This window comes from Arthrobacter sp. 05L44 (assembly GCF_056397605.1).
On record NZ_JBFTNS010000004.1, the window covers coordinates 152,846 to 177,689 of the forward strand.

Sequence of the window (24,844 nt, forward strand, 5' to 3'; positions counted from 1 at the left end):
CGGTCCGGAAGGACCGCTCCCACTCAGCCTGGTTAACGGGCCTTTCGTCCCTTTCCAGCCCCGGAGCTTCCAGTCCCGCAGCTTCTTGTCCTGCAGCGGGCAGTGCCCGCCCACCGGCCTTAGCGGCGGAATCGCAAGGTCACCAGCTGGAAGGGCCGCAGCACCAGCTCCGCGACGCCGTCCCGGACGGTTACGCCCGGCGCGTTGTCCGGCCGTTCCAGCAGATCCACCGCCTGCACTCCCCGGGCCTCGAAGTTGGCGCTCACCGTACCGGCGGACCGTTCCCCGAGCGACTCGTAGAGCCGGACCACCACGTCACCGGAGGCGTCCTCTGCCAGCTTGACCGCCTCGATTACCAGAGCCGGGTTGGACACACTGACCAGCGGTTCCACGGCCCGGGCTCCCCTGACCACGCGCGGGGCCAGGTTGGTGCGGTATCCCTCCTCGACGGCGGCGGCAATTCCGGCGCCGGGACGAACGGTAACGGTCAGTTCGTGCGGTCCGCGGTCGGCATTCGGATCCGGGAACTTCGGCGCCCGCAGCAGGGAGACCCGCACCGTGGTGGTGGTGCCGCCGTCGTCCGCCCGGACGGCGCGGGTGACGTCGTGTCCGTAGCTGGCCGCGTTGGAAACTGCCACCCCGTAGCCGGGTTCGCCCACGTGGATCCACCGGTGGGCGCAGATTTCGAACTTGGCCGCTTCCCACGACGTATTGACGTGGGTGGGCCGGTAGACATGGCCGAACTGTGTTTCCGACGCCGACCGGTCGGCCCGGACGTCGAACGCAAAGCCGAGTTTGAGCAGCTTCTCCCGCTCCTGCCAGTCCACGGCAGTGGAGATCTCGAGCGAGGCCGCGCCGGGCGCCAACCGCAGCCGCTGGGTTATCGGCGACGTGCCGGCCAGCCGCTCCACAACGACGACGGCGGACCCGCCGTCGTGCTCCCCCCGCACGGCGAGCGCCGCGGTCAGGGGGGTGACGTTGCGCCGGTAGAACGCATCAATGTCCCAGGCGTCCCATTCGTTGGGGGTGTCCCGGTGCAGTTCGAGGAGGTTGCCGAACTGGCCGGGGGCGATCGCCTCGCGGCCGCTGGCGTGGTCCCGGAGTGAGACCAGGAGGCCGTCGGCATTCACCTCGGCGCGGATGATCCCGTTGTCCAGCACGTGGCCGCCACCGGCGGCGGGCGTCGACTGCACGGCGGCCTCCGTGAGGACGGGTGCTGCGGCGGCGAGCGCCGGCACCCCGTCGCGGGCGTGCGGGGCGGCGTTCAGCAGGAACTCCTGGTCGCCCTCCCCCACCAGCGCGCCGGCGGCGTCGGCGATGATCTCCTCCAGCTGGCGGGCGACGGCGGCGTAGTTCCGCTCGGCGTCCTGGTGCACCCAGGCAATCGAACTGCCCGGCAGGATGTCGTGGAACTGCTGCAGCAGCACCAGCCGCCAGAGCCGCTTGAGTTCGGCCGCCGGATACGGCGCGCCGCACCTGACCGCGGCGGTGGCGCTCCACAGTTCGGCCTCGCGGAGCAGATGCTCACTGCGCCGGTTCCCGCGCTTGGTGTTCGCCTGGCTGGTGTACGTGCCGCGGTGCAGTTCGAGGTACATTTCGCCCACCCAGACCGGCAGCGCCTCGTATTCCGCCTCGGCGCCGGCGAAGAACTCCGCGGCCGAGCCGAGCCGGACCCGGGGGGAGCCTTCCAGGTCCGAGGCACGCCGGGCCGCGGCCAGCATCTCCCGTGTGGGGCCGCCACCGCCGTCGCCGTAGCCGAACGGAAGCAGTGACATGGTGCCGCGGCCGTGGTCCCGGAAGTTCCGTTCGGCGTGGGCGAGGTCGCGGGCGCTGACGTCGGAGTTGTAGGAGTCCACCGGCGGGAAGTGGGTGAAGATCCTGGTGCCGTCGATGCCCTCCCAGTGGAACGTGTGGTGCGGCATGCGGTTGACCTGGTTCCAGGAGATCTTCTGGGTCAGGAACCAGCGGCTGCCGGCGGCCTTGACGATTTGCGGCAGTGCGCCGGAGTAGCCAAAGCTGTCCGGGAGCCAGGCTTCCTGGCAGTCGACCCCGAACTCCGCCTGGAAGAAGCTCTTGCCTTCCAGGAACTGCCGCGCCATGGCTTCACCGCCGGGCATGTTCGTGTCCGATTCGACCCACATACCGCCGACGGGCACGAACTGCCCCGCTTTCACCTTTTCCCGGATCCGCCCGAAGAGCTCGGGGTGGTACTCCTTGATCCAGGACAGCTGCTGGGCCGAGGAGCAGGAGAACACGAAGGACGGATCCTCATCCATCAGCGCCACAACGTTGGAGAACGTGCGGGCGCATTTCCGGATGGTTTCCCGGACCGGCCAGAGCCAGGCGGAGTCGATGTGGGCGTGCCCGGTGGCGACCAGCTGGTGCGACGAGGCGTAGGCCGGCCGGTCCAGGACCTCCGCCAGCGCGGCCCGGCCGGCGGCGGCCGTGCCCGGCACGTCGTCGGGGTCCATGATGTCCAGCATCCGCTCGAACGCCCGCAGGATCTCGGGCCGGCGCGGCAGGTCCATCGGCAGTTCGTGCATCAGCCCGCTGAGCGCAACGATGTCCTGCTGCAGGTCCCAGACAGTCTGGTTGATTTCGGCGATCACGATCGGGCCGAGCCGGTAGTGGGGTTCGGAGCCGGCGGTCGCTTTGTCCCCGTAGGGGGTGGCGGCGAACGTCCAGCCCTGTGAGAGGTCCGGGTTGGCTGCCGCCTCGACATAGAAATCCACCGCCAGGCCGGTGCCGAGGAGCTTCAGGGGAATGTACTGGTTGCGCGGCGAGACGGCCTTGATCACTGTTCCGTCCGGCCGCCAGGCGGTGCCTTCGCACTGGAATCCGGGCGCGTCGGTGCTGAAGCCGAGGTTCACCAGGATTTCCACGGCCGTGTCCGCGCCGCCGCCCCAGCCCTCGGGTACCTCACCCTGGAGGCGCAGCCATTTGGTACTCCAGGGACGCCCCCACGGCGCCCCCTGCGGCTGCGGCACGAAGTCCTGCTGCAGCGCCTCCTGGACCGGGACCGGTTCGTCGGGCACGTCCCAACTGCTCAGGGTGAGCGGGAGGCTGCGCGGATAAACCGCGGGGATGATGCGTTCGCGCAGAAAGCGGTCCAGCCGGACTTCCGTGAGACGGCGGTCGTCGTGCAATGTGATCCTCTTAGCGCTGGTGCGGGCAGTTCGACGTCGTGCTCGACCTTGCGTCCAGTCGATGGATAAAATCTACGGCGCCGGGCGCGGTTAAGCCAACGACGCCCGGGTGCCACCGGTTCGCCGACGGGGTTCTGCGGCGGGCCAGGTGATGGCTCAGGCGATGGCAGCCGGGACGCCCACGCGCTCGTGCCCGGCGTAGACATTGAGGGTGGTGCCCCGGCTGAACCCGGCCAGTGTCATCCCGCCCGCCTCGGCGAGTTCCACGGCCAGGCTCGAGGGCGCACTGACGGCGGCGAGGATCGGGATCCCGGCCAGCGATGCTTTCTGGACCAGCTCAAACGACGCCCGGCCGGAGACCTGGAGGACGGTCCCCCGCAGCGGCAGCAGGCCTTCGCGCAGCGCCCAGCCCACCACCTTGTCCACGGCATTGTGCCGCCCCACGTCCTCGCGCAGGCACAGCAGCTCGGCGGACCCGTCGTCGGAGATCCGGAACAGTCCGGCGGCGTGGACTCCGCCCGTAACGTCGAAAACGGCCTGGGCTTCGCGGAGCCGGCCCGGCAGCGACGCGAGGGTCTCCACGGGAATGGTCAGCGGATCCCCGGCCGGGCTGAAGTGGGATGACTTGCGGACGGCGTCGATCGAGTCGGTGCCGCAGATCCCGCAGGAGCTGGAGGTGAAGAAATTCCGGCCCGTGTCCGGCCGGACGACGTCGGCGCGCAGCTGGGCTTCGACGACGTTGAAGGTCTGGACGCCGTCCTCGTCCTCGCCGGCGCAGAAGCGCAGCGAGACGAGTTGCTCCGGTTCCCAAATGACACCCTCGGAGACCAGGAAGCCGGCCACCAAGTCGAAGTCACTGCCGGGGGTCCGCATGGTCACGGAGTAGGACAGGTGGCCCAGCCGGATCTCCAGTGGTTCTTCGACCGCCAGCACGTCCTCGCGGTGCCGGACCGGGAATTCCAGGGCCTGCGGGGAGCCGTCCAGCACGAATTTGTGCACCTTGCGGCGTTGTGTCAGGCGGCCCATCGGATACTCCTCATCAGCAGTGCGTGCGGTACCGGCCGCCCGCGGAGGCGGTCCGGTCCTACATCCATCATGAACGTGGTTGGCGCGTCAGCCAAGCAGGGCGCTCCAGTCCACCGGCCCCTCGGCGGCCTTGCGGGTGGTGCGTTTTGCGGCCGGTTTGGCGGGGGCTTTCGCGGCAGCGGGCTCGGGCAGGGGCGCACCCCAGGGCAGGGCAAACGCCGGCACCGTCTCGCCGAGCTGCACGCCGTGCGGCGGGACCACCAGGATGCCGTCGGCCGCGGCCAGCCCGCGCATCATCCCCGGCCCGGTGTGCTGGGCCGGGGAGGCCATGCCGTACAGCATCCGGAAGGGCATCAGCCGCGTCCGGCCGGGATCGGCGTCGATCATGGTGCCGCAGGGGACCTCGCTGACCGCGGGTGCCGTCCCGTGGCCCAGGGCCGCCAGCAGGGGCGCGCCGATGGTGGAGAGCGCCATCATGGCCGCGAGCGGATTGCCGGGCAACCCGATCACGAAGCGGCCGTCGGGCAGCTCGGCCAGAACGGCGGGGTGCCCCGGGCGCATCGCGATGCCATCGATCAGCAGCCGGCCGCCCAGTTCCGCGACGGTGCGCCGGAGGTGGTCGGTGCCGGACCGGCCGGTTCCCCCGGTGGTGATAACGACGTCGGCCGGTACCTGCTCGGCGTCGGGGTCTGCCGGGGCGGTGCCGTGGGCCGGCTGCACGGCACCCGGGGCGGCGTTACTTGCCGCGGGATCGTTGGTGTCCTCGAGGGCGGCGAGCCACTCCTCGTCGCGGTCCCCGATCTTGACTTCGCCCGCGCAGACACCGCCGAGCATTTCGACGACGGCGGCCAGCTGCGGGCCGAAGGTATCCCGGACTTCCCCGGCCGCCGGGACTCCCGTACTGACGACTTCGGCGCCCGTGAGCACCAGCCGGACCACGGGCTTGCCGAGCACCGGCAGCTCGTCCTGGCCGGCGAGGGCGGCCAGGGCCAGATGCGCCGGGTTGAGTACGGTGCCGGCCCTGATCAGAAGTTCACCGGCCGCAGCCTCTTCGGCGGCCTTCCGGATATGTTCACCGTTGCGGGGTTCCCCGGGTTTGGCTCCCCCGCCCAGCTTCAGTTCCGGCAGCCCGTCCTCATCGGGGGCGATGACGCCGCTTTCGCTGCGGAGGACAGCTTTCGCCCCGGGCGGGATGAGCCCTCCGGTGACAATCGGACTCGCCTGGTGCGGGGCCAGCCGCTGTCCGGGGTCGGCCAGGATCCACGGCCCGCTGCCGTTGACCGCCCAGCCGTCCATCGCGGAGGACGGGTAGTGGGGCATGTCGTGCAGGGCAAGGACGTCCTCGGCAAGGGTCCGGCCCAGTGCACTCCGGAGCGGGACCGGCGCGGGCGGGATCGGAGTGGCGCAGTCGAACGCCAGCTGGCGGGCCTCCTGCCAGCTGTGGGCGAGGTGCCGGTGCGGGGTCTCCGGTTCTTCCGGGCCGTCGGAGCCGGGGGCAGATCCGGGGGTAGGGGCGACGGCGTCGGGCCGGGGCCGGTCCTCGTGGGAGCCGCCGCCGCGGGGAGGCTCCGCCGTCATGCCCCGGGAGCCTCGGCGGCCGCGTACTCCTTGGCGAGTTTGCGGGCGACGCCCATGGCGGCCTGCATGGACACGCTGTCCGGCGCCTGGCCGGATCCGGACGCCAGTCCGGCGGCAAAGCCTGCGATGAAGGTGGTCAGCGGCGCGGCGGGGCGCACCACCGAGTGGGCGGCGACGCCGGCCAGTCCCAGCACTTCGTTGATGTCAATGTCGACGTCTTCGAGCTCGAGGGCCTGCAGCAGTGCACGGCACCAGTCTTCTAGCGTTTCATCCTGGCTCTTCACCGTTTGCCTCCAAGGTCGAGTTGGGCCGCCGCATTTCCGGGGGTGCCGAGCTGGAGTCGGCCGCACCCAGAGCGGCGGCGTCCTCCCAGGTATCCACGTCGTCCGTGGAGCCCGGCGGGACCGGAACCTGCCGCAGCTCCAGACTAGCAAGGAGGGAGAAGACCGATCCGCCTGCCAGGGCGTTTCGCCTGGCAGCTTCAGCAATGGCCCGTTCTAGCGCGGCCGTGCCATAAAGCCCTACAAGGGGCTGCGTCCGCCCGTCCGGGGACACCGCGAGCACGCCGTCGCCGGCCGTTTCGTCGAGGCTGGCTCCCGCTTCCAGGAGGGCGCGCACCGCCCCGGCGACGTGGGGCATATCGCAGGCGAGCACGAGGGTCAGCGGGGCGGCGCCGGGTTCCGGAGAGCCCTGCCCGCCGCCGGCCAGGCGCCGGAGTCCCGCGGCAATGGCCGCGGCCGGGCCGGAGAACGGCGGGTCTTCCCGGCAGTCGAGCACCCCGCGCGGGAGGCTTCCGGGGTCCGGGCCGACCACCACCGTACGGCGGGCGCCCCGGGCGGCGCGCAGGGTCCGCTCCAGCAACGTGGCGCCGTCCACCGTGAACCGGGCCTTAGGTGCGCCTCCGAGCCGGGAGGACCGTCCCCCGGCGAGAATTACGGCGTCGAATTCCACCCGCCCAGCCTAGCCGCCCGTGCGCCGGAGCGCTGCCGGGCGCGGGACTTAGTGCGCCTTTTCGGGGAGCAGGAACGGATCCCAGGCCGGGGCTGGCTTCTCCAGCTCTTTGATCTGCCAGATCGTGCCCCTGGGCGGACCCGGCACAAATCCGAGCTTCCAGCCCATTTCGGCGGGGGTGTGGTCGCCCTTGGCATTGTTGCAGCGCAGGCACGCGGCCACAAGGTTCTCCCACGAGTCGGCCCCGCCGCGGGACTTGGGCTGCACGTGGTCAATGGTGTGGGCGGCCTTGGAGCAGTAGGCGCAGCGGTGGCCGTCACGGCGGAGGACGCCCCGCCGGCTGACGGCGGTGAGGGTGTTGTAGCGGGGGCGGATGTAGCGGTTGAGCAGGATGACCGACGGGCGCCCGAGGATCTCTTGCGGGCCCACTACGGGATCATCCCCCTCGGCCACCACACTGGCCTTCCCTGTTAGCACAAGGACCAGCGCCCGGCGGAAGGTGACTACCGCCAGCGGTTCATATCCAGCATTCAGAACGAGAGTGCGCATCCGCATACCTCTTCACGGCCGCACCCGCCAGGGGCACGAGGGCCGGCTGCCCTGTGCATGGTCGGGCTATGGATCGACACCACAAGAGTAAACACGGATCGCCCGGATCACCGAATTTATTCGTCGCGGATCTATCGCGCCGCGTCCGGAGCGGGTCTCCCCCGACGGCGGTGGGGCCGGCGCCGTACATGGCAAAGGACCCCTGCCGCCGGGCAGGGGTCCTTTGAAATGCTGTGGCCGTAGGCCGGGGTAAGTCCTAGCCGCCGACGCGGATGAAGACCGGGCCGGAGCCGACGTTGACGCTGTACAGCGCGGTGGTTCCGCCGTTCCAGCCGCCGTGAACGGCCATGCCGTTGCCGACGTAAACAGCGATGTGGGCCATGCCCATGCCGCCGTTCTGGTAGTAGGCGAGGTCGCCCGGCTGAGCCTCAGCGGCGCTCACGGTGCGGCCCAGGGAGAGGTAGCCAGCCGGCCAGCCGTGGTAGTGGACGCCCACTGCGGCCAGTGCGTTGGTCACCAGCATGGTGCAGTCCTGGGACACACCGATCTGTGCGTAGGCAGCGGCGGCGATCGAGGCGCCCATGCCGCTGACGGCGGCCGGTGCCTTCGCGTCCAGCGATGCGGTGACCGCGGTGCCAGTGCCGGTACCGGTGGTGGTTCCGGCTTCCTGCACGTTGACAACCGGCTTGGCTTCCTCAACAACGGGAGCCGGTGCGGTGGTGACTGCCGGCTTCTCGTAGGAGATGGCGATGCTGGAGGCCGCAGAGATGGTGGCCGGTGCGTTGGACTGTACTTCCGTGGCGGAAGCGGAGGTCGATTCGCGCTGAACGTTGGTCTCGGCAGCGTTGGCTGCGATACCGCTGGTCAGTACCAGGCCGGAGGCAGCAGCGATAACCGCGGCCTGGCGACCCATACCACCGGCGTTGTCGCCGACGGCCTTAGCAATGACAGCCAGCGAGTTGGTCTTGGTGACCTCCGCGCGGTGGCGTGCAATGTTTGCACGAGTAGTCATTTAGTTCTCTCTTTCGTGATCCTTGTGTCCGCGCGCTTGACAGGCGGGACTGAGGACGCTCCGGCATCTTGGGGGTACGCCGGATCGCCCCGAAACGGGTTTCTTAGCGAAGGGTGTACTGCGAAGACGCGCCAAAAGCGGGAACTGCGTTTACTGATCCAGTCCGGGCGCCGGCAAGGGCAGCGCGGAGCATGGAGTTCAGCGGGCTCATCTGAGCCTCGCTGGCGCGAGAACGCGCAGCATTGTGGCGTGAAGACACGAAAGTAGCCTCTCCCAATGCCTACGAGGTGAGCTGTCGGATTCGGATGGGAGTCACCCGGCCGCGCTGCTTCCTGGGAAGCTTTGCGACTTAACCCCTAGGTCTTCTTGCGAAGACCAAAATTGGTTCCCCCGCCCCTGCCAGACGATGTGATGCGAACGGACCTTGAGCGGTGGCAGAGTTAGGCAATCCACTCAAGAGCGCCAACTTCGGAGAAGTTGGCGTGCTTCATACGGTACAGCAGTTGGGACTCAATGTCACATTCAGATCACGGCGTGTCACAGAAATGCGAGTGGTCCCTCGGGTTGGCTAAAGCCAGCCCAGCGGGTCAACGACTTCCCCATTAACCATCACCTCGAAGTGGAGGTGGCAGCCGGTGGAGGCGCCGGTGGTCCCGCTCATCGCCACGACATCTCCGCGTGAGACCTGCTGGCCTACGTGGACGTTGGATGACGACAAGTGGTTGTACGTGGTCTCCAGGCCATTGCCATGGTCGATCACGATGCGGTTGCCGCCCCCGTAGGGGTGCCAACCGGAAAAGGTAACGGTGCCGCTCGCAGCGGCGTGCACGGCCGTGCCGCACTGGGCGACATAGTCCTGGCCGCGGTGGAACTCGCCGACGGCCCCGGTGATGGGGCTGATGCGGTAGCCGAAGGGTGAAGCGGTGACCATCACGTCCAGCGGCGCGCCCAGGCTGCCTGCCGACGCTGCCCGGGTGATGGAGCCGGCCGACTGTGCGCTGAGCAGCTGCTTGAGCTTGCTGTCCGGATCGCCCTTGGTGGTCACGGCGGTGCGGTTGAAGTTGATCGCGGCCGCTGCGGCCTTGACTTCCGGCTGTGCCGCGGCGGAAACGGAGCCGGACCGGGCCGTGTCGGTGGCCATCGCGGGGCCGGTGGCCGGCACGGCAACGGTGAGCACCAGACCGGTGGCAGCCAGGGCAATGCCCGCCTTCTGCCCGACGCCGCTGACGGCGGCAAAGTCGGTCACCTGCCGGAACGGGCTGCGCCTGCCGCGGCGTTCGTCGCGGCGCGCATCGCGCGGGCGCTCGTCGTGTACGACGGCGGCCGGGCGCGGCTCCGGAGCGGGACCGGTCGCACGACGGCGGCCCCTGACGGTCTGGATGGTCAAGAAGGTTCCTCTCTGGAAAGCCTGCGAAGTTAGCTGTCGGATTCGGGTCAGAGAGTTCAAAGACCCGGTCCGCCGGTGCAAGCATTCAGGCGCAGGGGTGTCCAGGGACATTCCTGCGAAAGCGCTTGCCGCTAGCGGACTTCACCCCAAGGCTGCTGGTTCAGCAGCCGTTAGTGGTTCCCCCGCCTCTGCCAGAAAGGTGAATCGCCTACTGATCCGCTGGCAGAGCTCGGCTCCGGATCAGATAACGCTTGTGTATCGGTGCTAGTCATCAACTATAGGCGATTAAGGGACACGGTAATAATTCCGTTATCCGGCCTGTGCATAACTATCCGGCGTCCCCGCGGGCGTCCGAGGGGACGAAGTTACCCCAGCGTAACGAAGACGTGGGCCGCGACCTCGGGGGGCAGTTCGAGGGCCCCTTCGATGTCCGGAACACGCACCGAGATGTACTCCCCTACCCGTTCCAGCGATACCCGGGCGCCGGGACGGATTCCGCCTTCATCGAGCTGGACCAGCAGCTCCGGCTCCACCTGGATGGGCTCGGCCAGGCGGCTGACGGTGATCCGCGAGTCGGCACCGTAGCCTGCCATGGCGTCAAGGAGGTTGACCACTCCACTTCCGCGCTCGGGCGCCGGGAGGCCGCCGAGGTCGGCAAGTCCGGGGATCGGGTTTCCGTAGGGGGACACGGTGGGGTGGTCCAGCATTTCGAAGATCCGGCGCTCGACGCGCTCACTCATCACGTGCTCCCACCGGCACGCTTCCTCGTGGACGTAGGCCCAGTCCAGGCCGATGACATCGGCGAGCAGGCGTTCGGCGAGGCGGTGCTTGCGCATAACCTCGATGGCGCGTTTCCGTCCCGTTTCCGTCAGTTCAAGGTGCCGGTCGCCGGAAACAACCACCAGGCCGTCGCGCTCCATGCGGCCAACGGTCTGGGATACGGTGGGGCCGGAGTGGCGGAGACGTTCGGCGATGCGGGCGCGGAGGGCGACGATGTTCTCTTCTTCAAGTTCCAGGATGGTCCGGAGATACATCTCGGTGGTATCGATCAGATCCGTCATTCAGCTCAGCTCCTCGAGCGCCGTCCTTGCGTCTTTCCCACCGTACAGCCTGCAGGATGCGCCCTGGCTGGATCCGGCGTACGTCACGCTCAGCCTAGCCTATTTTGAATTACTCCGGATAATTCAGCGTCCGGCGGGCGGCAGTTGCGGCCCTCCCCACCGCCGCGTCTCAGTGACCGGACTATGACGGGACATTTTCCCGCCCGCGCAGGGCCGTCGGGCAGAATAAATAGCGTCATGGCCGCCCCGGCGCCGGACCCGCCCAGCCACGCCACGCACCCAGCCGACAATTGGAGCCACTGTGAGCGACACCAGCATCACTATCCCCGCGAACCTGCTGCCCCAGGACGGCCGGTTTGGCGCCGGTCCCTCGAAGGTCCGGCCGGAACAGATCGAGGCCCTCACCGCGGCGTCGGCTAAGTTGCTGGGCACCTCGCACCGCCAGGCGCCCGTGAAGGACCTCGTTGGCTCGGTCCGGAGCGGCCTCAGCGAGTTCTTCCGCGCCCCCGACGGCTACGAGGTGATCCTTGGCGTCGGCGGTTCCACCGCGTTCTGGGACATCGCCAGCTTCGGCCTGGTAGAGAACAAGGCGCAGCACCTCTCGTTCGGCGAGTTCGGTTCGAAGTTCGCCGCTGCCACGAACAAGGCCCCTTTCCTGGCCGAATCGTCGATCATCACCTCGGCGCCCGGCACCCGCCCCGAACCGCAGGCCGAGGCCGGCGTCGACGTCTACGCCTGGCCGCAGAACGAGACCTCCACCGGGGTCGCGGCGCCGGTCAAGCGCGTGTCCGGAGTGGACGGGGACGCGCTGGTCCTGGTGGACGCCACGTCCGCGGCCGGCGGCCTGGACGTTGACGTCGCCGAGGCCGATGTCTACTACTTTGCCCCGCAGAAGAACTTCGCCTCCGACGGCGGTCTTTGGCTTGGGCTGTTCTCCCCCGCCGCGCTGGAGCGCGCCGCCCGGATCAAGGCCGGCGGTCGCTGGATCCCGGACTTCCTGGACCTCCAGACGGCGATCGATAACTCCCGGCTCAACCAGACCTACAACACACCCGCGCTTGCCACGCTGGTGACCCTGGACGCCCAGGTGCGGTGGCTGAACAGCAACGGCGGGCTCGACTTCGCCGCCGGACGGACCGCCGAATCGGCCGGGCGCATCTACCGCTGGGCCGAGGAGTCGCCATACGCCACACCGTTTGTGGCCCGCGCCGAAGACCGCTCCAACGTCATCGCCACCATCGACTTCGACGACTCGATCGACGCCTCCGCCGTTGCCAAGGTGCTGCGCGCCAACGGCATCGTGGACACGGAGCCGTACCGCAAGCTGGGCCGCAACCAGTTGCGCATTGCCACGTTCGTGGCGATCGAGCCCGACGACGTTTCCGCTCTGCTCGCCTGCATCGACTACGTCGTGGGAGAGCTCAAGAAGTAGCTCCGGCGTCCTCCTGCGGGAAGCGTCAGCGCTCGACGGCGTCGTCCGGGTCTTCCACCCCGGCGGTGCCGTCCGTCGTTGACCGACCAGGGACAACCTGGAAGTAGCGCAGCCCGCGGGCGCGCCGGTTGAACGCGATGCGCAGGTGCTTGGCCCGGACAATCCACACCATGCCGATCAGGGCCGCCAGGATGCCGGAGGCCGCGGCGACGCCCATGGACCAGCGGGCGCCGGCGACGTTCGCCACCCAGCCGACCAGCGGGGCGCCGATCGGCGTGCCGCCCATAAAGATGGCCATGTAGAGGGCCATGACCCGGCCGCGCATCACCGGGTCCGTGGTGGTCTGTACGTAGCCGTTGGCGCTGGTCATCATGGTGATGGCAAACAGCCCCACCGGAACCAGAGCCACACCGAACCAGAAGTAGTCCGGCGCCAGGGCGGCCAGGCCCGACGTCACCCCGAAGGCGCCGGCCGCACCGAAGATCACCCGCATCCTGGGCCGGCCGCGCCCGGCAGAGAGCAGCGCGCCGGCCACGGATCCGATGGCCATGATCGAGTTCATCAGGCCGAAGGCACCGGCATCGAGGCCGAATTCGGTGCCGACCATCGCGGCGATAAAGAGGACAAAGTTCAGTCCGAGCGTCCCCACAATGAACACGGCCACCAGCACCACCACAATGTCGGGCCGGAAGCGGACGTACCGCAGGCCCTCGCGGATCCGGCCCTTCCCGGCCGGCGCCCGCGGCAACTGCCGCAGCGAGTCCGCGGGAATCTTGGCCAGGCTCAGGAGCAGCGCCAGGAAGGTCACGGTGTTGACCAGGAAGACCCAGCCCGGGCCGATGGCTACGGTGAGCAGCCCGGCGACGGCCGGCCCGATCATCCGGGCTACGTTGAACGAGGCGCTGTTGAGGGCGACGGCGTTGGGCAGGTAGTCGTCGCGGACCAGTTCGGAGACGAACGTCTGGCGGACCGGGGCATCGAAGGCGGAGACGACGCCCAGCAGCAGGGCGAAAATATAGACGTGCCACAGCTGGGCGGCCCCGGACAGCACGAGGGCCCCAAGAGCGGCGCTCAGGAGAGCCATGGCGGACTGTGTCAGGACCAGGAGCTGCCGGCGGTTGAAGCGGTCGGCGGCGAGCCCGGCCACGGGCGCGAGGAACAGCTGGGGCCCCAGCTGCAGCGCCATGGTGATGCCCATGGCCCCGGCGTCCTGGTGGCTGAGATGGTCAAAGACCAGCCAGTCCTGCGCGGTGCGTTGCATCCAGGTCCCGATGTTCGAGACCAGGGCGCCGATGAACCAAATACGGTAGTTCAGGATGTGCAGCGATTTGAAGGTGGACCTCATGTCCTGGCCTTCCGCTGCGCTACCCCGAACGGTTCCAAGCTGTTAGTCGGCCTCTACAGTGGAATCGTCGGAAGGTCCGTCCACGGCAGGTTCGTCGCCGGAGGTTACGGCCTCGTCCGGATCCCCGTCGGGGGTCCCGGCGTCGGAGGTTGCGGCATCGTCGTCAGCGGTATCCCGCGGCGCGTCCGCGGCGGGGGCATCCCCGGCGGGGGCATCGGCGTCGTCGTCCTGCTGGGCGTCCTCCGGCCGCACGCGTTCAGCCCACGGCACCCATTCCGGGGCGAGGATGGAGTCCTCGGAGGGCAGCAGGCCCAACTCGTCCACGGTCACCACTTTGGAGCGCGAATTGCGGGTCAGGACCGCGTACCACTGCCAGCCGCCGTACCCGGGAAGTTTCGACTCGAAGAGGTGGGTCACCAGCCGGTCGCCTTCGCTCTTGGCGCCGAGGTGTTCCCCGATTTGCTCCGCCGGGGCGATGCCTTCCACTGCGGCGCGGGCGACGTCGATCGAGGCGGCCAGGAATGCATCCGGCTTGCCGGTGCGCCATGCGGGCACACCGTAGCGCGGCTTGGACCCTGCCTTGGCGCCGGCGGCGGCACCGGCCGTCACGGCGGCGTTCTGCTCAGGTTCCGGAGTCATCGCAGGGCCTTAAGCGTCGAGCTCGTCGGCGACTTTGCGCAATGCGGCGGCAATGGCCTTGGCCTTGTTGCCTTCCGGGTACTTGCCCGCGGACAGCGTGCCGGACAGGTTGTCCAGCACACTGACGAGGTCCTGCACCAGCGGGGCCAGATCCTTCGCGCTGGGCCGTTTGGCCTTCGCGATCGAGGGGGTCTTGTCCAGCACCCGCAGGCCCAGGGCCTGGGCTCCCTTGCGGCCGTCGGCTACGCCAAACTCCACCCGGGTTCCGGCCTTAAGCTCAGTAACGCCCTCGGGCAGCGCTGACTTGGGCAGGAAGACCTCCTGGCCGTCCTCGCCTGCGAGGAAACCGAAACCTTTTTCCTTGTCATACCACTTGACCTTGCCGGTGGGCACGTAATCAACCTTCTTCGTTCTACGGGGACGCGGCCGGCAGTCAGCGCGTCCGCATGGTTATGCGGGTTCAGGGTGTGACTGCCCGGACCGTGTTGGTCTGTTCCCCCAAGGTTATCCTGCCTTGGCCATTTTGACGGTTTGAGGCACGGGCGAAGCCGGGCTGTTAGCGTTGGCTCCATGACTGAACAGCGCTTCCGGCGGCCCCTCTTTCTTCTTGCAGCCGCCGTTGCCGCGCTCTCTCTGGCCGCCGTCGGGACCGTTATGGTCATGGCCTTGAATAACACCGTGGCCCCAGCCTGGATCACCTCCGCCGCACTTTACGGGCTGCCGGTGGCCTTCCTGCTGATGCTCATCCTGGTGGTCGACGCCGTCGCGGCCCGGCGCCGCGCGCCCGGGCACGGCGAAAGGTAGCGTTGGACTGATGTCCCTCATCCGCGCGCTCAGCAAGGAACTGCAGGCACGCAGCGACGACTCGTTGCGTGTGTTGTTCTCCGCGCGGCCTGACCTGATGTCCCCTGCTGTTCCCGATTTCTCCGCCCTTGCGGCCCGTGCCAGCGGCCGGGTCAGCGTGCAGCGGGCGCTGGAGCGCCTGAACCGTCCGCAGATGCAGGTCCTCGAGACCCTCCACCTGTGCACCAACACTGACACCGGGCAGAGCGCGTCCGCCGCGGCGCTCAAGAGGCTCATCAACGGTTCCACCGTCACCGCCCTGGACCGGCTGCTCCACTCCCTGCAGGACCTGGCCCTGGTGCAGCGCGCCGAGCCCCCGCACGGCTCAAGCGCGGCCACCGCCCGGCAGCGCCATTACCTTCCCGTCGGCAGCCTCAAGGACGTCGTCGGCATCTACCCGGCCGGGCTGGGCAGGAGCTACACCGAGCTCGTCCGCCTCCAGCCTGCCTTCGCCCAGCGCGTGGTGCAGCTGGTGGGCGAACTGCACCATACGGGAGCCGCCATCAGCCCGGCGTCCACTCCGATGGAGGCAGCGCTGTCGCTCCAGCACTGGACAGCCTCGCCGGAAGCACTGCACACCCTCCTCGCCACCGCTCCGGAACGCACAGCGGCGTTGCTGGCCCGCTTCGGGAACTGGGCCATGGGGGCCGTACCGCAGGCGCAGCGCCGCGCGTCCGTACTCAACGAGGGCGCCGACGTCGGGCCCGTCGACTGGCTGCTCGCCCGCGGGCTGCTTGTGCCGCTGGATGCCGCCCACGTCGAGCTCCCGCACAGCGTCGGCGTCGCGCTCCGCGGCGGCTTTGTGATCGAACACTTTGCGCTCACTCCCCCGGTCCCGCGGCTGGGGCAGACCAGCGCGTCCCTCCGCCGCAATGCTGCGCTCGGGGCGATCGCCGAAACCCTGCGGCTGGTCGGTGAGCTGCTGTACGCCGTACGCGAGCAGCCGCTGGTCACCCTTCGGAGCGGCGGCGTGGGCGTCCGGGAAATGAAGCGGCTCGCGGATGCCCTCCGGATCGGCCTGCATGAGGCCGGAGTCCTGGCCGAACTGTGCGCCCTCGCCGGGCTGCTGCGGCTCGACGTGGACAGCTCCGCCTGGGTCCAGCCGCCACAGCTGGAGTGGCTGAGCCTGCCACGGCAGGAACAGTGGCTGTGGCTGGTCAACGCCTGGCTCACCAGCGAACGGGTCCCCTCCCTGGTGGGGCAGCCCGTCAGCGGTGCAGCCACGGCACAGGTGCACCGCGGCCCAGCGGGCACCACCATCAACGCCCTCTCCGCCGAGGCGCAGCGGCCCGACGCCCCGGTGGTCCGGAAACGGATCCTGGAAATCCTGCACGAGCTCACGGTGGAAGCGGCCGCCCCGGACGGCGAGGCACCGGTCCTGGACGCGGCCGCGGTGCTGGAACGGGCCGACTGGTCGCAGCCGCGGATGGCACGCCGCTTCAGTTCGCTTATCCAGGGCGTCCTGGCCGAGGCCGAGATGCTGGGCCTGGTCGGCTCCGGCGCCCTCAGCCAGATCGGTGCCGCCATCGCCGTCGAGCAGCCCGAGGAGGCGCTGGCCATCCTCGGCGAGCATCTGCCCGCGGCGCTGAACCACGTGCTGCTCCAGGCCGACCTCACCGCCGTGGCGCCGGGCTACCTTGACCCCGAGCTCAGCGAAAAGCTGCTGACCATGGCTGACGCGGAGGGCCAGGGTCCCGCGACTATCTACCGTTTCTCTGTGGCGTCCGTCCGGCGTGCCCTCGACGCCGGCAAGGACGCCGCCGGCCTGCTGGACTTCCTGCGCGAACACTCCGCCACGGCCGTGCCGCAGCCGCTGCAGTACCTCATCGAAGACACCTCCGCACGCCACGCCCGCCTCCGGGTGGGCCCGGCGTCCAGTTTCATCCAGAGCGAGGACGAAACGGCCCTGCTGGAGCTGCTGAACACTCCGGCAGCGTCCGGGCTGGGACTGGTCCGGATCGCACCCACCGTCCTGATTTCGCACACCGCGCCGCGGGAGGCCGCGCAGCTGCTGCGCGGCCTGGGCCTGTCCCCCGCGGTGGATGACAACGGTTCGGGCGCCGTCAGGCTGGGGCGCAGCACCGCGCTTCCGGGCGGCACCCGGCCGGTCTACACTGCCCCGCGCACCGCACCCGCCGACGCCGACATCGACGCCCAGCTCGCCGTCCTGCGCAACGGGGTCTCCCTCCCCGCTGCCGCCGCGCCCGGCGGCTCCGGGGCCGGGTCGACGGGCGGCGAAACCGCCACCCAGCTGGGCCTGGAGACGCTGCAGAAGGCTATCCGGCTCAAGCAGCGGGTGGTGATGAACGTGGTGGACAGCCTGGGGAATGCCACCCGCGAAACGGTTGTTCCGGTAGCTGTGAATGGCGGGCGGGTGCGTGTGTTCGATCCGGCGAAGGAAACCGAACGCGTCCTGTCCCTGCACCGGATCATCGATGTTGAAGCCACAGAGGAACTGCTGCAGTGAATGACGGACCGCTGATTGTCCAGAGTGATAAAACCATCCTGCTGGAAGTGGACCACCAGCAGGCCACCGAGGCGCGCCACGCCATCGCGGCGTTCGCCGAGCTGGAGCGCGCCCCGGAACACGTCCACAGCTACCGCCTGACCCCGCTGGGGCTCTGGAACGCCCGTGCCGCCGGGCTCGACGCCGAACAGGTCCTCGACACGCTGCTCAAGTACTCCCGGTTCCCGGTACCGCACTCCCTGCTGATCGACGTTGAAGAGACCATGTCCCGGTACGGCCGGCTGCGGCTGGAGAGGGACCCGCAGCACGGCCTGGTGATGCGTACCTCGGACTACCCGGTCCTCGAGGAGGTCAGCCGCGCCAAGAAGATCGCTCCGCTGCTGGGGCCCCGGATCGACGGGGAAACCGTGGTGGTGCACTCCTCCCAGCGCGGGCAGCTCAAACAGTTGCTGCTGAAGATCGGCTGGCCCGCGGAAGACTTCGCCGGCTACGTCGACGGCACACCGCACCCCATCATGCTCAACGAGACCGGCTGGAAGCTCCGCCCCTACCAGCAGCTGGCCACCGAAAACTTCTGGGCCGGCGGCAGCGGCGTGGTGGTGCTGCCCTGCGGCGCCGGCAAAACCCTGGTGGGCGCCGCGGCGATGGCCACCAGTTCCACCACCACCCTGATCCTGGTCACCAACACGGTTTCGGCCCGGCAGTGGAAAGACGAGCTGCTCAAGCGGACCTCCCTCACCGAAGAGGAAATCGGCGAATACTCCGGCTCCGTCAAGGAAGTCCGGCCGGTCACGATCGCCACCTACCAGGTCCTCACCACCAAGCGCGGCGGCCTGTACCCGCACCTGGAACTGGTGGACGGCAATGACTGGGGCCTGATCATCTACGACGAGGTGCACCTGTTGCCGGCCCCGATCTTCCGGATGACCGCGGACCTGCAGGCCCGCCGCCGGCTGGGCCTGACCGCCACCCTGGTCCGCGAGGACGGCCGCGAGGGCGAGGTCTTCAGCCTCATCGGCCCCAAACGCTACGACGCCCCGTGGAAGGACATCGAGGCGCAGGGATACATCGCACCCGCGGACTGCGTCGAAGTCCGGGTTGACCTTCCCCGGGACGAACGGGTGGCCTATGCCATGGCCGAGGACGCGGACAAGTACCGGCTGTGCGCCACATCCGAGACTAAAACCGGCATCGTGGAGCGGCTCGTGGCCGAACATGCGGGCGAGCAACTGCTGGTCATCGGGCAATATATCGACCAGCTGGATGAGATCGGCGAGCGCCTGAAGGCGCCCGTGATCAAGGGCGACACCTCGGTCAAGGAACGCCAGCGGCTCTTCGACGCCTTCCGCGCCGGCGAGGTCAAGACCCTCGTGGTCTCGAAGGTGGCCAACTTTTCCATCGACCTGCCGGAGGCGTCCGTCGCGATCCAGGTCTCCGGTTCGTTCGGCTCGCGGCAGGAGGAAGCGCAGCGGCTCGGGCGGCTGCTGCGGCCCAAACAGGACGGCCGGGCCGCCCGTTTCTACTCCCTCGTGGCCCGGGACACCCTGGACCAGGACTTCGCCGCGAAGCGCCAGCGGTTCCTGGCCGAGCAGGGCTACGCCTACCGGATCATGGACGCCAAGGACGTCGGCGCCGGCGGCTAGCAGACGCCCATTCAACACACATCCGGCTTTCAGAAAACTCACAGAGTCTGGGAGCATCATGGGAATCATGAAAAAGAACGGTCCCGAAGCCAAGCTGCTCGTCGTCGACGATGAACCCAACATCCGGGAGCTGCTGTCTACCTCGCTGCGCTTCGCCGGGTTCGAAGTGGTCTCCGCCGGCACCGGCCGCGACGCCCTTGCCGCGGCGGAGCTGCACGCCCCGGACCTCGCCGTCCTCGACGTGATGCTGCCCGACATGGACGGATTCACCGTGACCCGCAGACTGCGCGCCGCGGGCAAGCATTTCCCCGTGCTGTTCCTGACTGCGAAGGACGACACCGAGGACAAGGTCACCGGCCTCACCGTCGGCGGCGACGACTACGTCACGAAGCCGTTCAGCCTCGATGAGGTGGTGGCGCGCATCCGCGCGGTCCTGCGCCGCACGCAGCCGTTGCAGGACGACGACGCCGTCATCCGCGTCGATGACCTGGAGCTCGACGACGACGCTCACGAGGTGCGCCGCGGCGGGACGGTCATCGAACTCTCCCCCACCGAGTTCAAGCTGCTCCGGTACCTGATGCTCAACCCGAACCGCGTCCTCTCCAAGGCCCAGATCCTGGACCACGTCTGGGAGTACGACTTCAACGGGGACGCCTCGATCGTGGAGTCCTACATCTCCTACCTCCGGCGCAAGGTGGACATCGACCCTGCGGCTCCGGCCCTGATCCAGACCAAGCGGGGCGTGGGTTACGTGCTCCGGACGGCCGAGAAGCGCTGACCTTGCTGCACCGGTGGAAGGCGGCGTCGCTGCGGTCGCAGCTGGTTGCGATCATGATGGCGCTGATGCTTGTGGCCCTGACCGCCACGGGCGCCGGCACGCTCGCCCTGCTCCACAGCTACCTCCAGGGCCAGGTCGATGACAAGCTCAAGGCCGCCGTGGACACGGCCCGCCAGCAGCAGTCGTTCAGCCAGTTGCAGGACCAGAACCCGAACGTTCCCACCGACTATTCGCTGATGCTCTTCAGCCCCGGCCAGCCCGGCTACGTCCTGGGCGGCAGCAAGGGCTCGCACCCCTCCATCGATAGCATCACGCCGCAGGACGCCCACGAGCGCGGCGAGGCCCCGTTCCAGGTCCGCGGCACCGACGGACGCAACTGGCGGGTGGTGGCCGTCATCGTCCTGGACGGCAACCAGCATTCCGCCGTCGTGGTGATCGGGCTGCCGCTCTACCCGGTGGATTCCGTGATGGAGCATGCCATCCTGGTGGTTGTCGGGGTGGGGCTGCTGACACTGGTGCTGGCCTTCTTCATCGCCACGTGGACCGTCACCCGCTCCTTCCGGCCGCTGGCCCGGGTGGAGAAAACCGCTGCGGCCATCGCCGCCGGCGACCTCTCCCGCCGCGTGGAGGTCGGCAACCCGGACACCGAGGTGGGCCGCCTGAGCAGGTCTCTCAACGCCATGCTGGCGCACATCGAAACCGCCTTCGCCGCCCGGATGGCCTCGGAGGAACGGATGCGCCGCTTCGCCGCCGACGCCAGCCACGAGTTGCGCACCCCGCTGGTCACGATCCGCGGGTTCTCCGAGCTCTACCGGCACGGCGCCCTGGCCACGCCCGAGGACGTAGGTACCGCCATGGGGCGGATCGAGAGCGAAGCCATCCGGATGGGCACCATGGTGGAGGATCTGCTGCTGCTGGCCCGCATCGACGAGCAGCGTCCGCTCCAGCAAAAGCCCGTGGACCTGCTCCTGATCGCCCACGACGCCGTGGTGGACACCCAGGCCAGCGACCGGAACCGCGTCATCTCCCTGCGCGGGCTCGACGGCGGCACCGGCGCCCCGGCCCCCGTACTGGGCGACGAGGCGAAGCTGCGCCAGGTGGTGGGCAACCTGGTGGGCAACGCCCTGCGGTACACCCCGGACGGCACCCCGCTCGAGCTGGCCGTAGGTGTCAAGGCCGACGCCGACGGAACCCGCCACTCCATCATTGAAGTCCGGGACCACGGGCCCGGTGTCCCCGACGAAGAGGCGGCACGGATCTTCGAACGCTTCTACCGGGCGGATACCTCCCGCACCCGGGAAACCGGCGGCAGCGGTCTCGGGCTGGCCATTGTGGCCGCCATCGTCGGCTCGCATTCGGGCACGGTCCGCGTCCAGCAGACCGACGGCGGCGGCGCCACCCTGGTGGTCAGCCTCCCGTTCCTGGCGGACCCGGACGCCCCGCGCGGGGACACCCGGGAGGCGGAGGCGGCCGAGGCCGGGACGGCTGGCATCGACGCCGTGACCGGCACCGCGGATACGACGGCGGTCTAAGGGTGGTCTAAGGGTCCCTGCAACGGGCTTTTCCACATAGGGCAGACGGCCGCACGGACGGCCCTGCCGGGCTGCCTAGGCTGAAAGTACCCGGAAATACCGGGCATTCGCACCCGTCCCGAAAGGCCCTCCCGTGAGCATCATCTCCGTCGACACCGAACTGCTCCAGCTCAAGTCCGCCAACGTCCAGGCCACGGTCGAAAGAATCAGCGCCGACGTCCAGGCGATGCGGCACGGCCTGGACGAGCTCCAGGCCAGCTGGCGCGGATCAGCCGCCACGAACTTCCAGGCCCTGGTGGCGGAGTGGACCCTGACGCAGGGGAAGGTGGAGGCCTCGCTGGCGTCCATCAACCTGGCGCTCAACTCCGCCGCTGCCAGCTACGCCCAGGCTGAGCTGAACAACGCCCAGCGCTTCAGCTAGCCCGCGAAAGGCCAGGGCCGCTGCGGCTAGCCCACGGGCCCGCCGCCACGCTGCTGCCACTCTGCGGGCCGCGGAACGGGCCTTAGGCGGGCCGCTAGGCCTCCCTGGTGCCCTGATGGAACCGGAGGCGCCACTGGGCGCCGTCACGGACCCACAGCGAGCTACGCAGTGCCGTCCCGGTGCGGGTGTGGCTGCGGTAGGTCAGGAGCACGGCGTCCTCGCCTAGGCGGTCGGCGGCCAGTAGTTCGAGGTCGGTGGCCATGCCGGGGTCGTCCTCAAGGGCCATCATCATTTCGTCGCGGGTCCAGAGCCGTCCGGAGCTGCCGATCTCGGTGAAGTCCGGGTGCAGCAGCACTCCGGTGCGGCCCAGGTCGGCCCTGGTTTCGGGGCGGAGCAGTTCACGCTCCAGCGCCTCGACGTGTGCTTCCGGGCTCTGGTCCGGGGCGGCCGCGGCGGCGCGGGATTCCTCTTCCAGCTCGCTGAACAGGTCGGGTTCCGCGAAGAGGGTGGACTCACCGAAAAGGGCGGGCTCTGCAATCGGGGCCCGGGACCCGGCGGCGGGTGTGGCGGCGCCGGCAGGTGTGGCCGCGGCGACCGGCTGCGGAACCCGGGGGGCCTCGCCCGCGGCCGCTGCGCTGCTGTCTCCGGCCCGGACGTAGCCGGGCCCCTGCCGCACGGCCACGCCCTGCTGGTGGGCGGTGGCTGCGGCCCGGGCACGGTCGTCCGCCGCCTCGTTGAGCTCGTGGCCGGCGTGCCCGCGGACCCATTCGAACGTGTACTTGCGCCCGGTGAGCGCCTGGTCGATCTCCTTGAGCAGCTCGACGTTGAGCACGGGTTTGCCGTCGGACTTCCGCCAGCCCTTGCGCTTCCAGCCCGGCATCCACTTGGTGACCGAGTTGATCACATACTGGCTGTCGCACAGGATGTGCAGGTGCTCGTCGGGGACATGTGCCGTGGCCCGGAACAGGTCCAGGACAGCCATCAGCTCACCCTGGTTGTTGGTCCCGTGCGGCCAGCCGCCGGCACGCCAGCAGTCATCGTCTACATACCAGGCCCAGCCGGCCGGGCCGGGATTTCCTAGGGCCGAACCGTCGGCCGCTGCTGTAATCGTCACTGCACCATCCTGCCAGACGGAAGCCGTCACCCCGCCCGGCCGGGCCGCCGATGCCCGCTGTTAACGCCGACGGCGGCCCCACCAGTAGTGGGACCGCCGTCGTCGAACGTGCCGTCGCTGACAGGAACCTGCCAGGCCAGGCGTTCAGGGCCTGAGGGCCGGGTGGTTAGAAACCGCCCATGCCGCCCATGCCGCCCATGTCGTCGCCGCCGCCCATCGGGGCGCCGGCCTTCTCGGGCTTGTCGGCCACAACGGCCTCGGTGGTGAGGAACAGACCGGCGATGGAGGCCGCGTTCTGCAGGGCAGAGCGGGTCACCTTGACCGGGTCGTTGATGCCGGCAGCCAGCAGGTCGACGTACTCGCCGGTGGCAGCGTTCAGGCCGTGACCGGCGGGCAGGCCGCGGACCTTGTCGACCACAACACCGGGCTCGAGGCCGGCGTTGAAGGCGATCTGCTTCAGCGGGGCGTCGATGGCTACGCGGACGATGTTCGCGCCGGTTGCCTCGTCACCTTCGAGCTGCAGGTTGGCGAACGCCTTGGCGCCGGCCTGGATCAGGGCCACGCCGCCGCCGGCGACGATGCCCTCTTCCACGGCAGCCTTGGCGTTGCGGACAGCGTCCTCAATGCGGTGCTTGCGTTCCTTGAGCTCAACTTCGGTTGCGGCACCGGCCTTGATGACTGCAACGCCGCCGGCCAGCTTGGCCAGGCGCTCCTGCAGCTTCTCGCGGTCGTAGTCGGAGTCGGAGTTTTCGATCTCGGCACGGATCTGGGAGACGCGGCCGGCGATCTGGTCGGCGTCGCCGGCACCTTCGACGATGGTGGTCTCGTCCTTGGTGACAACAACCTTGCGGGCCTTGCCCAGCAGTTCGAGTCCGGCGGTCTCAAGCTTGAGGCCGACTTCCTCGGAGATGACCTGGCCGCCGGTGAGGATGGCGATGTCGGCCAGCTGCGCCTTGCGGCGGTCGCCGAAGCCCGGTGCCTTGACGGCGACGGACTTGAAGGTGCCGCGGATCTTGTTGACGATCAGCGTGGCCAGGGCCTCGCCCTCGATGTCCTCGGCGATGATCAGCAGCGGCTTGTTGGACTGCATGACCTTTTCGAGGACAGCAACCAATTCCTTGACGTTGGAGATCTTGGAGTTGACGATCAGGATGTACGGGTCCTCAAGGACCGTTTCCTGGCGCTCGGCGTCGGTGACGAAGTACGCGGAAATGTAGCCCTTGTCGAAGCGCATGCCCTCGGTGAGCTCGAGCTCGAGGCCGAAGGTGTTCGACTCCTCGACGGTGATGACACCTTCCTTGCCGACCTTGTCCAGGGCTTCGGCAATGAGTGCACCGATTTCGTTGTCACCGGCGGAGATGGACGCGGTGGCGGCGATCTCTTCCTTGGTTTCGATTTCCTTGGCGGAGGCCAGGAGTTCGGTGGTGACGGCCTCGACGGCCTTCTCGATGCCGCGCTTGAGGGACAGCGGGTCAGCGCCGGCCGCGACGTTGCGCAGGCCTTCCTTGACGAGGGCCTGGGCGAGCACGGTGGCCGTGGTGGTACCGTCACCGGCGACGTCGTCGGTCTTCTTGGCGACTTCCTTGACCAGCTCGGCGCCGATCTTCTCGTAGGGGTCGTCCAGTTCGATCTCCTTGGCGATGGAGACACCATCGTTGGTGATCGTGGGGGCGCCCCACTTCTTTTCGAGGACGACGTTGCGTCCACGCGGGCCGAGGGTGACCTTGACGGCGTCGGCGAGGATGTTCAGGCCCCGCTCAAGACCGCGGCGTGCCTCTTCATCAAATGCAATGATCTTGGCCATAACGGCAGTAGTCCTTTCGGGACAGTCGTTAAGAATGGACCTTTAGCTGCGGTGCCCGCGACGGACGATTCCTGCCCGGCAGCCTCTGTACGCCGCCGGGCCGGGGATCTCACCCC

21 protein-coding genes and 2 riboswitches are annotated in these 24,844 nt (G+C 68.8%); of the genes, 7 read left to right on the forward strand and 14 right to left on the reverse strand.

What is annotated here, in order from left to right; all coding sequences use genetic code 11:
* Positions 1 to 119: 119 nt before the first annotated feature.
* The 9 genes from AC1DHY_RS10980 to AC1DHY_RS11020 form a co-directional block, all read right to left on the reverse strand.
* Positions 120 to 3,146, reverse strand: a complete 3,027-nt coding sequence (locus tag AC1DHY_RS10980) for an alpha-mannosidase (RefSeq protein ID WP_476879799.1) — start codon at positions 3,144 to 3,146, stop codon at positions 120 to 122.
* Positions 3,147 to 3,302: 156 nt separating this feature from the next.
* Positions 3,303 to 4,172, reverse strand: coding sequence for a formate dehydrogenase accessory sulfurtransferase FdhD (gene fdhD, locus AC1DHY_RS10985; RefSeq protein WP_476879800.1), 870 nt, complete (start codon positions 4,170 to 4,172; stop codon positions 3,303 to 3,305).
* An 87-nt stretch (positions 4,173 to 4,259) separates the two neighbouring features.
* The gene (locus tag AC1DHY_RS10990; RefSeq protein ID WP_476879801.1) at positions 4,260 to 5,750 is read right to left on the reverse strand and encodes a molybdopterin molybdotransferase MoeA; all 1,491 of its coding nucleotides are present in this window, start codon (positions 5,748 to 5,750) and stop codon (positions 4,260 to 4,262) included.
* Positions 5,747 to 6,034, reverse strand: coding sequence for a DUF6457 domain-containing protein (locus AC1DHY_RS10995; RefSeq protein WP_476879802.1), 288 nt, complete (start codon positions 6,032 to 6,034; stop codon positions 5,747 to 5,749). Before AC1DHY_RS10995 ends, AC1DHY_RS10990 begins: the two co-directional genes overlap by 4 nt.
* Complete coding sequence (gene mobA / locus AC1DHY_RS11000) at positions 6,018 to 6,701, reverse strand: molybdenum cofactor guanylyltransferase (RefSeq protein ID WP_476879803.1); 684 nt, start codon at positions 6,699 to 6,701, stop codon at positions 6,018 to 6,020. The genes AC1DHY_RS10995 and mobA overlap by 17 nt, the downstream gene beginning before the upstream one ends.
* Before the next feature lie 48 nt (positions 6,702 to 6,749).
* Positions 6,750 to 7,250 (reverse strand): HNH endonuclease, encoded by a 501-nt coding sequence (locus AC1DHY_RS11005; RefSeq protein WP_476879804.1) that lies wholly within the window; start codon positions 7,248 to 7,250, stop codon positions 6,750 to 6,752.
* A 256-nt stretch (positions 7,251 to 7,506) separates the two neighbouring features.
* Complete coding sequence (locus AC1DHY_RS11010) at positions 7,507 to 8,262, reverse strand: NlpC/P60 family protein (RefSeq protein ID WP_476903611.1); 756 nt, start codon at positions 8,260 to 8,262, stop codon at positions 7,507 to 7,509.
* A 263-nt stretch (positions 8,263 to 8,525) separates the two neighbouring features.
* Positions 8,526 to 8,703, reverse strand: a riboswitch (cyclic di-AMP (ydaO/yuaA leader).
* Positions 8,704 to 8,830: 127 nt separating this feature from the next.
* Complete coding sequence (locus AC1DHY_RS11015; RefSeq protein ID WP_476880471.1) at positions 8,831 to 9,649, reverse strand: M23 family metallopeptidase; 819 nt, start codon at positions 9,647 to 9,649, stop codon at positions 8,831 to 8,833.
* 3 nt (positions 9,650 to 9,652) lie between these two features.
* A riboswitch (cyclic di-AMP (ydaO/yuaA leader) is annotated at positions 9,653 to 9,869 on the reverse strand.
* 145 nt (positions 9,870 to 10,014) lie between these two features.
* Positions 10,015 to 10,710, reverse strand: a complete 696-nt coding sequence (locus tag AC1DHY_RS11020; protein WP_476903612.1) for an iron-dependent transcriptional repressor DtxR — start codon at positions 10,708 to 10,710, stop codon at positions 10,015 to 10,017.
* Positions 10,711 to 11,011: 301 nt separating this feature from the next.
* On the opposite strand from AC1DHY_RS11020, the gene serC reads away from it, so the two are divergent.
* Positions 11,012 to 12,142: a phosphoserine transaminase gene (serC, locus tag AC1DHY_RS11025; RefSeq protein ID WP_476903613.1), complete on the forward strand. Its 1,131-nt coding sequence runs from the start codon at positions 11,012 to 11,014 to the stop codon at positions 12,140 to 12,142.
* A 25-nt stretch (positions 12,143 to 12,167) separates the two neighbouring features.
* Here the strand turns inward: serC and AC1DHY_RS11030 are convergent, their stop codons facing one another.
* From AC1DHY_RS11030 to AC1DHY_RS11040, 3 genes are read right to left on the reverse strand one after another with little or no spacing between them, the layout of a single operon-like run.
* Positions 12,168 to 13,487, reverse strand: coding sequence for an MFS transporter (locus AC1DHY_RS11030; protein ID WP_476903614.1), 1,320 nt, complete (start codon positions 13,485 to 13,487; stop codon positions 12,168 to 12,170).
* A gap of 42 nt (positions 13,488 to 13,529) precedes the next feature.
* Positions 13,530 to 14,126 (reverse strand): DUF3027 domain-containing protein, encoded by a 597-nt coding sequence (locus tag AC1DHY_RS11035; protein ID WP_476880475.1) that lies wholly within the window; start codon positions 14,124 to 14,126, stop codon positions 13,530 to 13,532.
* A gap of 9 nt (positions 14,127 to 14,135) precedes the next feature.
* Positions 14,136 to 14,519 (reverse strand): cold-shock protein, encoded by a 384-nt coding sequence (locus AC1DHY_RS11040; RefSeq protein WP_138770163.1) that lies wholly within the window; start codon positions 14,517 to 14,519, stop codon positions 14,136 to 14,138.
* A gap of 177 nt (positions 14,520 to 14,696) precedes the next feature.
* Here AC1DHY_RS11040 and AC1DHY_RS11045 point away from each other — a divergent pair, with 177 nt between their 5' ends.
* The 6 genes from AC1DHY_RS11045 (at position 14,697) to AC1DHY_RS11070 (ending at position 21,810) form a co-directional block, all read left to right on the forward strand.
* Positions 14,697 to 14,930: a hypothetical protein gene (locus tag AC1DHY_RS11045; RefSeq protein ID WP_476903615.1), complete on the forward strand. Its 234-nt coding sequence runs from the start codon at positions 14,697 to 14,699 to the stop codon at positions 14,928 to 14,930.
* Between the two features lie 10 nt (positions 14,931 to 14,940).
* Positions 14,941 to 17,436: a helicase-associated domain-containing protein gene (locus AC1DHY_RS11050; protein WP_476903616.1), complete on the forward strand. Its 2,496-nt coding sequence runs from the start codon at positions 14,941 to 14,943 to the stop codon at positions 17,434 to 17,436.
* Complete coding sequence (locus tag AC1DHY_RS11055) at positions 17,433 to 19,079, forward strand: DNA repair helicase XPB (protein WP_476903617.1); 1,647 nt, start codon at positions 17,433 to 17,435, stop codon at positions 19,077 to 19,079. The genes AC1DHY_RS11050 and AC1DHY_RS11055 overlap by 4 nt, the downstream gene beginning before the upstream one ends.
* A gap of 67 nt (positions 19,080 to 19,146) precedes the next feature.
* Positions 19,147 to 19,857: a response regulator transcription factor gene (locus tag AC1DHY_RS11060; RefSeq protein ID WP_476879095.1), complete on the forward strand. Its 711-nt coding sequence runs from the start codon at positions 19,147 to 19,149 to the stop codon at positions 19,855 to 19,857.
* Between the two features lie 2 nt (positions 19,858 to 19,859).
* On the forward strand, positions 19,860 to 21,389 hold the full coding sequence (locus AC1DHY_RS11065; RefSeq protein WP_476903618.1) for a sensor histidine kinase: 1,530 nt from the start codon (positions 19,860 to 19,862) through the stop codon (positions 21,387 to 21,389).
* Between the two features lie 133 nt (positions 21,390 to 21,522).
* Entirely contained in the window at positions 21,523 to 21,810 is a 288-nt protein-coding gene (locus tag AC1DHY_RS11070) for a WXG100 family type VII secretion target (protein WP_476879093.1), read from the forward strand.
* A gap of 94 nt (positions 21,811 to 21,904) precedes the next feature.
* Here the strand turns inward: AC1DHY_RS11070 and AC1DHY_RS11075 are convergent, their stop codons facing one another.
* A complete protein-coding gene (locus AC1DHY_RS11075) occupies positions 21,905 to 22,924 on the reverse strand; it encodes an RNase H family protein (RefSeq protein WP_476879092.1) in 1,020 nt (339 codons plus the stop codon).
* Positions 22,925 to 23,090: 166 nt separating this feature from the next.
* Positions 23,091 to 24,728, reverse strand: coding sequence for a chaperonin GroEL (gene groL, locus AC1DHY_RS11080; protein ID WP_476903619.1), 1,638 nt, complete (start codon positions 24,726 to 24,728; stop codon positions 23,091 to 23,093).
* Between the last annotated feature and the right edge of the window lie 116 nt (positions 24,729 to 24,844).

Bases quoted from the DNA above. Each gene is read 5' to 3' on its own strand.
- AC1DHY_RS10990 (WP_476879801.1), bottom strand. From the start codon at position 5,750: ATGACGGCGGAGCCTCCCCGCGGCGGCGGCTCCCACGAGGACCGGCCC.
- AC1DHY_RS11035 (WP_476880475.1), bottom strand. From the start codon at position 14,126: ATGACTCCGGAACCTGAGCAGAACGCCGCCGTGACGGCCGGTGCCGCC.
- AC1DHY_RS11050 (WP_476903616.1), top strand. From the start codon at position 14,941: ATGTCCCTCATCCGCGCGCTCAGCAAGGAACTGCAGGCACGCAGCGAC.
- AC1DHY_RS11030 (WP_476903614.1), bottom strand. From the start codon at position 13,487: ATGAGGTCCACCTTCAAATCGCTGCACATCCTGAACTACCGTATTTGG.
- groL (WP_476903619.1), bottom strand. From the start codon at position 24,728: ATGGCCAAGATCATTGCATTTGATGAAGAGGCACGCCGCGGTCTTGAG.
- fdhD (WP_476879800.1), bottom strand. From the start codon at position 4,172: ATGGGCCGCCTGACACAACGCCGCAAGGTGCACAAATTCGTGCTGGAC.
- AC1DHY_RS11020 (WP_476903612.1), bottom strand. From the start codon at position 10,710: ATGACGGATCTGATCGATACCACCGAGATGTATCTCCGGACCATCCTG.
- AC1DHY_RS11005 (WP_476879804.1), bottom strand. From the start codon at position 7,250: ATGCGCACTCTCGTTCTGAATGCTGGATATGAACCGCTGGCGGTAGTC.
- AC1DHY_RS11060 (WP_476879095.1), top strand. From the start codon at position 19,147: ATGAAAAAGAACGGTCCCGAAGCCAAGCTGCTCGTCGTCGACGATGAA.
- AC1DHY_RS11010 (WP_476903611.1), bottom strand. From the start codon at position 8,262: ATGACTACTCGTGCAAACATTGCACGCCACCGCGCGGAGGTCACCAAG.
- AC1DHY_RS11045 (WP_476903615.1), top strand. From the start codon at position 14,697: ATGACTGAACAGCGCTTCCGGCGGCCCCTCTTTCTTCTTGCAGCCGCC.